General features: G+C 30.4%; 9 protein-coding genes. 7 read left to right on the top strand and 2 right to left on the bottom strand.

All coding sequences use genetic code 11. The features are described from left to right. Nucleotides 1-228: 228 nt before the first annotated feature. The 5 genes from QSV08_RS04930 to QSV08_RS04910 all read left to right on the top strand — a co-directional run bounded on the left by QSV08_RS04930 (nucleotide 229) and on the right by QSV08_RS04910 (nucleotide 4,683). On the top strand, nucleotides 229-903 hold the full coding sequence (locus QSV08_RS04930) for an NUDIX hydrolase (protein WP_324027105.1): 675 nt from the start codon (nucleotides 229-231) through the stop codon (nucleotides 901-903). A gap of 98 nt (nucleotides 904-1,001) precedes the next feature. Further along, nucleotides 1,002-1,439, top strand: coding sequence for a nucleoside 2-deoxyribosyltransferase domain-containing protein (locus tag QSV08_RS04925; RefSeq protein ID WP_324027103.1), 438 nt, complete (start codon nucleotides 1,002-1,004; stop codon nucleotides 1,437-1,439). Nucleotides 1,440-1,449: 10 nt separating this feature from the next. Continuing rightward, complete coding sequence (locus QSV08_RS04920) at nucleotides 1,450-2,904, top strand: nicotinate phosphoribosyltransferase (protein WP_324027101.1); 1,455 nt, start codon at nucleotides 1,450-1,452, stop codon at nucleotides 2,902-2,904. Nucleotides 2,905-2,916: 12 nt separating this feature from the next. After that, nucleotides 2,917-3,915, top strand: coding sequence for a hypothetical protein (locus QSV08_RS04915; protein WP_324027099.1), 999 nt, complete (start codon nucleotides 2,917-2,919; stop codon nucleotides 3,913-3,915). Nucleotides 3,916-3,918: 3 nt separating this feature from the next. After that, complete coding sequence (locus QSV08_RS04910; RefSeq protein WP_324027097.1) at nucleotides 3,919-4,683, top strand: phosphoribosyltransferase family protein; 765 nt, start codon at nucleotides 3,919-3,921, stop codon at nucleotides 4,681-4,683. A gap of 419 nt (nucleotides 4,684-5,102) precedes the next feature. Here the strand turns inward: QSV08_RS04910 and QSV08_RS04905 are convergent, their stop codons facing one another. Then, a complete protein-coding gene (locus QSV08_RS04905) occupies nucleotides 5,103-6,134 on the bottom strand; it encodes an AI-2E family transporter (protein WP_324027095.1) in 1,032 nt (343 codons plus the stop codon). A gap of 399 nt (nucleotides 6,135-6,533) precedes the next feature. After that, nucleotides 6,534-7,385, bottom strand: a complete 852-nt coding sequence (locus QSV08_RS04900) for a formate/nitrite transporter family protein (RefSeq protein ID WP_324027093.1) — start codon at nucleotides 7,383-7,385, stop codon at nucleotides 6,534-6,536. Between the two features lie 786 nt (nucleotides 7,386-8,171). Between QSV08_RS04900 and QSV08_RS04895 the strand changes: the two genes are divergently transcribed. Beyond that, entirely contained in the window at nucleotides 8,172-10,760 is a 2,589-nt protein-coding gene (locus QSV08_RS04895; RefSeq protein ID WP_324027091.1) for a hypothetical protein, read from the top strand. Beyond that, nucleotides 10,753-13,404, top strand: coding sequence for a hypothetical protein (locus QSV08_RS04890; RefSeq protein WP_324027089.1), 2,652 nt, complete (start codon nucleotides 10,753-10,755; stop codon nucleotides 13,402-13,404). Before QSV08_RS04895 ends, QSV08_RS04890 begins: the two co-directional genes overlap by 8 nt. Nucleotides 13,405-13,453: the final 49 nt, after the last annotated feature.

The following is a 13,453-nucleotide window of genomic DNA, read 5'->3' as shown; positions in this document are numbered from 1 at the left end:
AAAAAATTTAATAGAAAACTGTATAATTTAGCATAATAAACTAAAGTTTTCAGAACATAAATAGTAGTACTGATTGCATAAAAAATGTAAAAGCTGAATAGTACCTAAAGATTTACATGATATGACTTCAATCATCAATATTTACAATGTTTGCTAAATAGTACCTCATGTAGCTTCAAGATTAATCATTTAAATATTCCATATATTAGCGTAAAATATACGCATAGTATGCAACAATCTATTAAGCTTTCTGTAGATGCTGTCGTTTTTGGTTATGAATCTGAAACGATATCGGTTTTACTCATCAAAAGAAAATATGAGCCTTTTAAGGGTAAATGGGCTATACCTGGCGGATTCGTTTTGGACTCAGAATCATTAGAAGAAGCAGTAGAGCGTGAGCTGAAGGAGGAAACGGGAATCAAAATTAATTACCTAGAGCAATTATACACTTTTGGTTCTCCTGAAAGAGATCCTAGAAGTAGAGTAGTATCCGTTGCATATTTCGGATTAATTAAACCTAGCGCATTTAAACTTTCAGCTTCAACCGATGCGGAAGAGGCACAGTGGTTTACCATTAATAATTTGCCTGAACTTTCTTTTGATCATGCTGAGATTCTAAAACTTGCGATTACAAGACTTCAAGCTAAAATTACATATGAACCCATAGGGTTTGAACTGCTAGATACGAAGTTCCCTTTTTCTGACCTTGAAAAACTGTATAGCTCCGTTTTAGGTAGGGATATAGACAGGCGTAATTTCCGTAAGAAAATGATTGGCTTAAATGTTTTAGACGAATTAGACGAAAAAGTTTCTAAAGGATCTGGCAGACCAGCAAATCTCTTTATGTTCAATAAAAACAGGTACTTCAAGCTTAAAAAAGAAGGTATCATCTTCGAAATATAAACTCCGAATTTATAGTTTGCGTAAAATAAACACAAATAATACTTTGTAGACTTAAATTATATTCTATATTTGCGTTATAATTACGCAAATTAATTTTTATGATATTGACATCTAACGACATACTACCAATAAATAAACGGAACCAACGTTCTATTTTTCTAGCAGGTAGCATGGATCATAAGCAGGAGGGTAGTTGGAGAGATGAAATAAGTACCGAATTCGGTATGTATTCCATTTTTGACCCAACAAATAATAATCATGACCACCTTAATACGGAAGAAATGAAGCGTCATATCGAGTGGGAATTAGATGCGTTACAATTATCAGATATGATTTTGCTTAATTTTCTACCCAATGCACTTTCTCCAATTTCTTTAGTAGAATTAGGATTATATGTGAACTCAAAAAAGCTCATCGTAATTTGTCCGAAAGAATTTTACAAAAGCAGTTATGTACATACGTTATGCGAAAAGTATAACACACCTATTTTTAACAACATCAAAGAAGCTAAAACACTGTTGAAAAACAGCCTTTAAATATAACATTATGAACGGATTATTTCTAACAGACGGATACAAAACAGGACACCACCAACAATACCCTAAAGGAACAGAAGAGGTATATTCTAACTGGACCCCAAGAAGCAATAAATATGCTCCGAAAGGGTGCGATAAAGTGGTATCATTTGGGCAACAATATGTTTTTCAATGGTTGCATGATTATTTTCAAGACAACTTCTTTTCTAAGCCAAAAGCTCAGGTTTGTAATGAATTGAAAGAAGAGTTATCCCTGTATTTAGGTACCGATTATGATGTAACACATTACGAAGAATTACATGATCTGCAGTATTTACCTATTAAAGTTAAATCGATTGTAGAAGGGGTAGAGGTTCCTATTAGAGTGCCTATGGTTACTGTAGTTAATACAGATAAAAAATTCTACTGGATTACAAATTTTCTAGAAACCATACTATCTACCATGCTATGGCAACCGATGACTTCGGCTTCTATCGCTTTATGTTACAAACGTATTTTCAAAAAATGGACAATAGAAACCGATAAAGACAATATGGCTTTCATCGATTTTCAAGGTCACGATTTCTCTATGAGAGGTATGGGCGGTTTGCAAAGTGCAATCTCTTCGGGTATGGGTCATGCATCTGTATTCTTAGGGTCAGATACCTTACCGGTAATCAGCAGTTTGCGTCACTATTATAAAGCTAAAGGTTTTGTGATCGGTTCTGTAAATGCTACCGAACATTCCGTAATGTGCGCTGGTACTAAAGATGATGAAATAGGTACGTTTAGAGCTTTGATGGATACATATCCTTCGGGAATTTTATCTGTAGTTAGTGATACGTGGGATCTATGGAAAGTACTTACCGATTATCTTCCAAAGCTTAAAGAGGAGGTTCTTTCTAGAGATGGTAAATTAGTAATTAGACCAGATAGCGGTGATCCTGTTGATATTATCTGTGGCGAAACGCAAACTCTTGGTAGTAACACACCGAAAGATAAAGGGGTTGTAGAGCTTCTTTGGGATATTTTTGGCGGAACTGTCAACGACCAAGGTTTTAAAGTCTTAGATAGCCACATTGGTGCTATTTATGGTGATAGTATTACTACGGAAAGAGCTGAAGCTATTTGTCAACGTTTAAGCGATAAAGGCTTTGCAACGACCAACGTAGTGTTGGGTATTGGTTCTTTCACCTACCAATTTAATACTAGAGATACCTTTGGTTTTGCCATGAAAGCTACTTCTGTAGTGGTGAATGGTGAACGTAGAGAAATCTTCAAAGATCCTATTACCGATGACGGAATTAAAAAATCTGCAAAGGGATTGGTAAAAGTAGCATTACAAGACGGCGAATATGTATTGGTAGATCAGGTAACGCCTGAACAAGAAAATACGGGCGAGCTAAAAGTGATCTATGAAGACGGACAGTTTGTAAACCAAACGAACATACAAGAAATAAGAGATCGTATTAATACCAATCTTTAATAATAACTAAATATGTGGTTTAAAGAATTGACAGGATTTGATGAAGTATCACCCGAAAATGTGCGTGATCATATCACTATTGATGGCCAGCATTTGATTTCTAAAATCAATAACAAATCCTATCAATTTGGATCCCTAGAAGTTGTTTCCTTAGAGCAATTAAGAGGTCAGCAAACTCATAATGACAGCTCTAGTAAAATAAAGGTTTCTGAAGTGGTTGCCGATATTCAAGACTTACATGCCGACCATAAAAATGAGAACGCGCTATTTCAAGCTGCATCGCAGTTTAATTTACTGGAAATGGTTGGTCCTGAGGTTTCTCCTAGTGCGGGAGTTGGTATTTATGAAAATGACTTCACCCAAGGTCCCGCTTGTGCTATAGCTTGCGGTGCAGGTACTATTTACAGAAACTATTTTGCTCCGGTTCATGATCAAATTGGGCAAACAGGTTCATATCAGATCGATTGTTTAGATGGGATTGGTAAAGAGCTTAATAATGAGGAGCTCCAATTATGGAAAATGACTAATGGCTATGCTGTTTTAAGTCAAGAAGGCTTGCTCAGTATTAATAAGCAATTAGGAAGCTTTACAGATGCCCAAAGAGCGTTTCTAAAGGGTAAACTAAAAGTTGGTACGCAATGGAATACAGAAGTTACCCTAACGGATAAAAAACAAATTGTATCTCAAATATATTGTTCTGCTTTGCCTGTAGCATATTCTTATATTGAATCTTTTTATTGGGAGAATTTCGCCCGAATAATTTTAGAAGCAACCTATGAAGCTACGTTATACACGGCACTAATAAATCTTAAAAATAACAAGTCAAATAAAGTATTTTTGACCTTAGTTGGGGGTGGGGCATTTGGTAATGATTTAGACTGGATATTAGAATCACTATTCAAGGCACTAGAGAAATTTAAGCTTACGCCTTTAGAGGTGAACATTGTAAGTTATGGTAACTCAAATCATATATTGAAACAAGAAATAGAGAATTTCAACAATAAGAATTAGGATATGAAATACGAAATAAAAAAATTCCATGACGGACAGGTTACTGCTAAAATCGCTGAAACCGGAGATATTCATATAAAAATTAGAGGAAACAGTTATGAAGATTTATTTAGAGCTGCTGCCATAAAAGACGCCTGGGATGCTGAAAATGCGACCAACAAAACAGCGATAGCTAAACTGACCATATTTTGCCTAATTGGGCAACGTTCAGATAGGCGTTTTAATAAAGGGGAGTCGTTCGATTTAAAAGTCATTTGTAAGTTCATCAATGATATGAAGTTTGACTCCGTTGCAATATTACACCCGCATAGTCCTATATCATTGGCGTTAATTGATAATGCAGAGAAAATTTCTCATTTCGATTTTGTTGAAAAAGCATTTAATAAAATCGGAAATCCGGTATTGGTGAGTCCAGATGCTGGTGCGTATAAAACCACCCATGAAATTGCCGAAAAGCTAAATGCAGATTTGGTACCCTCTAATAAAGTGAGAATAGATGGTGCTCCTGTAATTAGTATTCAAGGTGATGTAAAAGGCAAAGAATGCTTAATTGTAGACGATTTAGCCGATGGTGGTAGAACATTCAAGTTTTTGGCGGAAGCTTTAAAACAACAAGGTGCCTCTAAAGTATACTTGTATGTTACCCATGCACAGTTTAATTATGGTTTTGATGAACTAAAAGAAACCATTGACCATATCTACTGCACCAATAGTTATAAAGATATTGATGATGATTTCGTTACCCAGTATAAGTTAGCGGGATTGTAAAATTCTAAATATTAGTAAAATGAAAAATAGCGCTTTTTGGCGCTATTTCTGAAGTTGATATGAGTGCCATATCTCTACTGATGTATATATTGTTCTCCGTTAGTAACTTAGCCAGAAGCCTAATATATAACCAACAGATTATTAAGGCAGATTAAAATTAATATACTTTAAGGCATAGTCACTACTCCCTCTGGATAAATGGGTATTCTATTTGGTTTTTAATGTAGTTACCAATTTGTTATTTGCCAGACCCTCTTCTCGTATTAAAAACACACTATTTCATCAACAGAACATATAGGAGGGTTAACAAATTATATACATTCTAGAGCTCGCTTATATTGCTTTTATACTTATGTGTAATGAAGGTGTAAGTACATTAGAGCAATCTATTGCTTTATAATATAAAGATGTACCCTATTTTATAGGTCTACTTCATTCTTAGAAGACATACTACCATATTCCTTTGTATATACCCTAACCATCATAAAAAATAGGCTAATTAGCAACGGACCGAAAATTAAACCTATAAAACCAAATATGGGTACTCCGATAATTACTCCTATTAACGTAATCAAAGGGTGTACATCATCTAACTTGTTTAAAACGTAAACACGTATTACATTGTCTGTGGTACCTACAATGATAATACCATACAGTAAAATACCCCAAGCTTGAAAATTGTTGTCATTTGACAATGCAATTAAAAAAACAGGAATAATACCGATAATAGCTCCTATTACGGGCACCATAGATCCAACAGTTACTATTACCGCCCAAAAGAAAGGTTGTTCAATACCAAAGATTAAAAAGCCAATTAAAGCAACTATTCCCTGGGCAATCGCCACTACTGGTATCCCTATCGCATTAGAGCTTACTTTTTGCCGTATTTCATCAGATATTAATCCACTATACTTCTTTTTAAAGGGAGAATACGTAGCAAAAGCTGTATTTAAGGCCTCATTTTTCGTCAACATAAAATATAGCAAAAAGTACATCATTGCAATAGCAATGATCATATTGACCGAGCCACCCAATACACTCTGCAGTCCTTCAGATAATGAAGACGACATTTTCGAGGTGTCCATACTAGATGTTAAATCGATACCGAAGTGTTCTTCCCAAACAGCTATTTTTTGTTTGATCAAGTCTATATATTGTTCAAAATTATTAAGTCCCTTTCCCACCTTTTTACCTAGCATTAAACCCACACCGGCAAAAGGGAGTAAAATGCAAAAAAAAGATATGACCAATAAAAATAATGCTGCTAAACCAGGGCGCCATTTCCTAAGAATTAATTTCTTCATAGGTTTCAATAGCAAGATGTATAAAGTCAACGCTCCAAGAAAACCAGAGAGATAAGGAAGCAATGATTTAAATAATACTCCCCCCATTAAAACAATGAACAATATCATAAATAATTGGCGGATAATATCTGCAGGTATATTTTTCATATGAATAGCATTTTTAAACAGTAATAAGGTGTAGTTAATAAACCTTACAACCATGAAATTAAGTTCGGTAAACATATGGATTCCCAACCATATTTATTATTATATTTTACGTATTACAAGTACTATTTCTTTCAGCCACTTTTCATAGACTAAGCACATACCATCTGATGATTTTGTTTCCCAGTATAAGTTAGCGGGATTGTAAAATTTCAAATAATAGTAAAATGAAAAATAGCGCTTTTTAGCGCTATTTTTTATATCTAAGTTTTAATTGAAAGTCACTTATACAAGTTGATTTTAGTAGCCATTACCAAGAGAAAGTTATTACGAATTTAAATTAATATTTTCTACTACAAATAATTATAATCTACTAATTTATTGTGATTTATATTAAAATAGCTAAACCTCTTCTTTATAGTTCGATTCAAAAATTCGGTATTTAAAAAGACCCACAACTACAGCACCACCAATACTATTACCTAATAAAGCCAGTAACAGAAACCAAAGGTAATCTAGAAAGCTAATTTCACTAGAATGTAAAAAGGCGCCGAATACCTCTATATTACCCACTATACTATGGTGAAACCCTCCAAAGCCAATAACACCCGTTATCATAATTATAAGTACAACACGAGTTAGCGAATTCATGGTACTGTTCAATAACCACGTTAATAGTCCCATTAACCACCCGGCAACAATAGCACTCCCTAACAATACCCAAGAAGCCTCTTTTACGACATGAGCACCAATTTCTATCATGGTCTCTTCCGTAAAAAGATGAAGATGCGGAGCCAGTAGCCCTATAAAAACAGCAAAAATATTACCTCCTATAATATTCCCTAATATAACTACGCCCCATACCCTAAATAATTCCCATATGCTGCGCTGCCCATTTAACATGGGCAAAGCCAATACAGAGGTTTGCTCAGTAAATAGGGCAGATTTTCCAAGGATAACAAGTATAAACCCTACTGGGTATACTACGGCAAAAAGTTTAAAAATAATAGCAGTATCTACAGTACCGTTCAATAGATAATAAAGCGCACAAATCATAAAATAACTAAACCCAATTTCTAAGCCGGCAATTACCGCACTTAAAAACATGGCTTTGTTTTTTATCTTGAAAATTTCTTCTCCTTCATGAATAACCCTACTAAGAATAACACTGTATTCATTGCCATCTTTAATTTCTGCAGATTTCTTTTCCAGTTCTTTCTGATGGTCTTCCTGTTCTATTTCTTTATTTTCCATAAGATAGTGGTTGGTTTTATAAAGGGCAGGCAGTGATGAATAAATCTTTATACCTCTTTAAGATATTAATAAATAGCTAATTATAAGAATCTACTAAAACTATGATGCTACTTAAAATTTAGTCCTGGCAATTTTTCAAAAATACAGAGCGGACCTAAGTATGGTAACTCTGAATACATTTTTAGATAGCTGTAAAGAAATTGATGTTGATTTTGTTGGGCTGTAAAGGTTAGCGGGATTGTAAAATTCTAAAAATTTTTTATTGAATACGGAAACCCGTAATAAAGAACCATTATAACTCTCTATTTTTAGTACTTAGATTTTAAAATTAGTCATATGATTAAAGTTAAAACAAAGAAACCTAAGACGAAATCTAAAAATAAATTAGATAATAAAAGAAGATGTTTAAAACCTAATAATTTTGAAGCTTATACAACTAAAAGAATTATTAATTTATAGCATCCTCTTTTAAACAAATAATTAATGTTTTAGGCAGAAAACATTTGCCATAAGAGCTTTGTTTATATCACGAATCTATGTACTCGAAATACTTATAATTATTTATTAAATTTAAACTCAACTTATACTCGATATTTAAACCCAAAATTTATAAAAGTATCATTTGACATTTATAAGTAAAAAAAATAGAATACTTGAATGAGGTTGGGTGAAATATTTATTAAATCAATAATTATACAATTTCTAGCTTGTTAATTAGCAAAGAAACACACAATAATGATTTTTAATAAAATTTAAAAGATTAGGAATAAATAAGCAAATTAAATTATGGCATTAGAAATTAATATAGGAGAAGAGTATAAAATTAAAATTGAAAAAGAAAAAGAATTTGCTGACTCCATTTTTATTGATATATATACCCAAGCTGCAAAAAATATAGATAAAATTATATATCAAGCTAGTTTAATAAATAAAGAGAATCAAAGTACTGTAAATAATGATTATAATAATGTAATAGCATTTACAGGAGAAAGGGGAACAGGTAAAAGTTCTTCTATGATATCTTTAGCCGATGCATTAAAAAACAAAAGTATAGATGATACTTTTTGGGATAATACAAAAAACCTTAAAAACTCTAAAATAGTTTCTATTGATACAATAGATCCTTCTTTGTTTAGAAATGATGACAAGCTTTTTGAAATTATTATTTCTAAAATGTTTTCTAAGTTTCAATTAAAATTGAAAAAAAAAGAAAATAGAATAAATGATGGAAATAAAAGAAGCTTAATAAAAAAATTTCAAGAAGTTTTTAATAATCTTAAAGTTGTACATAATGGTAAATCTGATGTTTATGATAAAGAGGCAATAGAAGCTTTAAGTGATTTAGCTTTTGGGACCAACTTAAAAAGTAATTTCAAAGAACTCGTAGATGAATTTTTATCCTGTATATATAATATAGATAATTCTAACGATAAAGGGTTTCTTTTAATAACAATAGATGATTTTGACTTGAATATTTCTGGAGCTTATGAAATGTTAGAAGATATTCGTCAGTTTCTTATTCAAAGTAATGTGATTATCTTAATTGCTTTTAAAATGCAACAACTTCAAGATTCTATTAATAATGAAATTATTAAAGAATACGAAATGATTTTTAAACATGGAGAAAAAGCTAAAGTTTATTTATCCGAAAACATTTCAAATAAGTCAAATAAGTATTTAGATAAATTATTTCCTTTGGAAAGACGTTTTAATACACCACGCCTCATAGAAAATAATATTTCTTCTAAAAAAATGAATCTGTATGATGCTGATTATGAACTTAAAAACAAATCCATAAATGGCACTAAAATATACTTTATAAAAAATCAAACTATTGAAGACACTTTTCTGGGTTTGGTTTATAGAAAAACAGATTTATTAATCCCCAAAAATAGATTTGAGAAAAATGTGATTATTCCTAATACTCTTAGAGATTTAGCAAATACTATAACTTTAATTTATCGAAATTCAGATATTAATTCTTTCAAGACGTATCTAAATAAAGAAATAACTAGTAATTTAATTGAAAATGAAGTTTCCTTTTTCAACGAATTAGATGAAACCTCTAATGCTACTCTAAATCAATTTATATTAAATTGGATTGGTGAAAATAAAGGAGATATACTTCCGAATGAGAAGAGAATTGAAGTTATTGAAAGTAGGACTAGAAAGGGTAGGCTGGAAAGAGTAGAATTTGAATCTGAAACATCTATTTTAACAAAAATAAAAAGATATTACAATTCCTCGTTTGGTGATGTCTTATCTGTGTTTAGAGAATTAAAAACCAACGTATTAGTTACTGATATAAAAAATTTGCAATTCATAAGCTATTTGAATATTTATTATTCAATTAGATACACCGAGTTCTTCAAAGAAGATAATAATTTTGAAAACTTACAAATTTTAACCAATGATAGATTAACAAATCATTCAATAAAATACTTACCTACAATAAGAGATAGGCCTTCAGGTTTCGACCGAAGAGATTATTTTGAAATTACAAAAAAGCCTTTAGAAATACATGACTATATAAAAAACAGTTTAAAAAAAGATAAACTTCAAAAATCATATACTATTGAAATGTATTTTTGGGTAATTCATTTTTTTAACTTTATTGGTAAAGGAAGTTTACAAAACAAAAATTATATAAATATAACTGACGATATAAAAAACCGTAGTGGAAATAAATATGAAACAGTAACTTTTAACGCAATTTCTTTTCTTAGTAATATAAATAATTCGGAAAAAATAATAGGACAATATGCTAATTCCAATTTAGTAGAGGAAATAGTGGATTCTAAATTATATAAAGAATTAAAAAAATGGAATATTACATTATCAAAAAATTACTATTTGATATATAATATTAATCTTTTTGATGAAATACTTAACAAGCTATATGACTACGCAAGTAACAAAGATAGTTTAGGCGATAATTATGGAAAGAGATTACATACCTATTTGTACGATGGCTTAAACGATATCTGCAGTAGATTATCAGAGAAGTACACTATCGATTTATCCGAAATAACGAATAATCCGTTTTTAAATTATTGGAATAATAATGAAATGATGTTAAATGAAATTTTACATCTATTATTTGATAGTTCTTCAAATAACAATTTTGAATATAATTATATACTGGACAAAGAGAACTTTAATTTGATAAATAGATTTATATCCAACTCTTTACCTAGTTTAACAAAAATGAAATTATCAATTTTTATAAATAAACTGACAAATTCTAATAATCCACCAAATCAAAATATTATAGATAGTTTATGGAAAATACGTCAAAATATTAATTTAAATAATATTCAAAATAAGAAAATAGAGTTACGAGATTTATTAAATAAACTAAAATCAAATGGATAATTTAAGAAAATCCATTGAAGCTATATTTAATCTATCATGTCCAGATTATATTATAAATAGTATTTACGATGTTAGTTTGAAATCGAATACTTCTTCTAAAGATTCTTTTATAGAACATGGATTAGCTCTTTTTAAAAATTACAGTTTTGATGAAATTCAGAACCTTTATTTAAAGTTAGATTCTGATTGGTTATTAGATGTTTACCAAAATAAAAAAAGTACCAAGACAATCTTCAACCTACTTATTCATTTCAATAAGCAAGTATTAAAAGAACGTAATAAGGAACCATTTGTAAGTTATGAGCATTTATTGAGATGGAGAGACTTATCTTTCTGTTTGGGAGAAGATCTATTTACTTGCTCATATTTTGCTTATATGGATAATCGCTCTAAACGAAATAGGGACTTTTTCTCTTGGCGTACAGTAGCTTTTTCAACTAATAATAGATTAAAAAAAATATTAGACAAAGGTGTGGCTGAAAATCATTTTCACTTAAAGGGGTCTGCACCAATTTTTGATTTGTCTTGGTTATCTCTAATGAATAATATTAATGGTCATCATAAAAAATTAAAAAAATTAAAAGAAGGATTAAAATTAAATGGAACAGTATCATATTCATTTAATGACCAACATAAAGAAATTGACATACTTGTTTTCAAAGCATCAAAAATTAGAATCATATTATTTGAATATTTATTTGAGAATATTGAGATTGATTTGATAAAGATAAAATCATTACTATCACCGAAATCAAATCATGATGATTCTTTTGAAATAGTAATGGAATTAACTGGAATTCAAAATGAAATAAATGAAAAGAAAGAATTTCACGGTTATGAGTTTTATCATAAAGGAAAACCTGCAGTAGCAGACTATGCTATACCTAAACATATGCACTCTGATAATTTCAAAGGGTCGTTTATACATTACGGAGAACGCATGTTACTTTATAAAGCATTAAAGGTTATATATTCCCAACAAGATTCATGGAATAAAGTAGAGCAATTACTACATTGTTATATTTCTATTAAAAATCAATTTCGTTCTGAGTTAATACAAGTAAATAAAAGGGTTGGTTTTGCTAACTTCTCTACCTATCAAGATAGAAAAGAATACTTTATTCCAGATGGCAGTATTTATGAAACTGCTTTATTGCAAATGGCAATAAATGATAGTAATAAGTTCCAAAATATTAAATCTTTTGAAACAAGAATAGCACCAAAAAATTCTGGATTAGCTTTAAATAATAGTCTTAAGAAATATCAAGTCAATAGTGATATAAATGCCTTAAACCAATCAAGCTATTTCATTCCTATTAAAAAAGCTTTAGGTAAATATAAAGCGAGAAAAGAAAAACACTTTTACACTGTTCATTTTATTAAGCTTGAAGAAAAAAACACAAATTATAATTTAGCTCAGGAGATTCTGCCTAGGCATCATCAATTAAGAAAGAGTGTAAAAAAGCAGGCAAGAGCTATAGTTCAATTACGAGAGTCTTATTCTAAAAAAGCTAAATTAATTCAAGGTATAGATGCTGCCTCATCAGAGTTTAATGCTAGACCAGAAGTTTTTGCACAAGGGTTTAGATATTTAAAAGACCATAAGTTAAATGGTAAATACAACCATTTAAAGAAAAAAATCATAGAAAATAAACTGTATGCAACTTACCATGCAGGGGAAGATTTTTACGATATAGTAGATGGGTTAAGATGCATTGATGAGACTATTAAATTCTTAAAATTCTGCCAAGGAGATAGAATTGGTCATGCATTAGCATTAGGTATTAATGTTAAAGAGTATTTTGATTTTAAAGGACTAAAACTTTTAATACCAAAAGAAATGCTGTTAGATAATATAGCATGGTTATTGGCTAAGGTTCGAAAATATAATATTAATGATTTTGGTAGTGAAGTTTATAAATTAGAAAAACTTTTTGATTCATTATTTAGAGAGATTTATCATAGTTCATTTGATGAGAAATCAGAGTTTTATAATGCTAATTTTAAACACGAATTATATTTTGACGCATGGAAACTACGTGGAGATGACCCTTATTTGTATTTAGAAGATGTGAGTTGCACAATTGAAGATATTCCAAACATTACCTATTGGGAACGTTGCAGGATCAATCACTTTTATCCAAAAAGAGGAAGTATACGTAAAGACGAAAAAACTAAGTTTTTATACCAGCAATATCATTTCAATTCTGAAGTAAAAAAGAAAGGAAAAGATATAAAGCAATTTGAAATTACGGAGGGCTATATAAAATTGGTTACTCTTGTTCAAAAGGAGTATCAAAAACACATACAGCAATTAAACATTGGGATAGAATGTAACCCAACATCTAATTATTTAATTGGAACAATAGATAAATATAGTAAACATCCTATTAAGAATTTTTTCAATTTACACTTAGAAACAGATTTTGAAAAAATAAAAGATTGCCCACAATTATTTGTTTCCATAAATACAGATGATCAAGGTGTTTTTGGAACTTCATTAGAAAACGAATATGCTTTATTAGCAATAGCAATGGAAAAAGAATTGGATGATAATGGAAAACCAAAATACAACCAAAAAATGATTTATGATTGGTTAAATGAAATTAGAAAAATGGGTTTAGAACAAAGTTTCAAGGTTTAATTTATTTTATATCAAGTAGTTATCTATAATTTGCTCTTATGATTATAAC

It is taken from the genome of Maribacter sp. BPC-D8, from assembly GCF_035207705.1.
Taxonomy (GTDB): Bacteria; Bacteroidota; Bacteroidia; order Flavobacteriales; family Flavobacteriaceae; genus Maribacter.
This window is presented reverse-complemented; position numbering and strand designations above follow the sequence as displayed.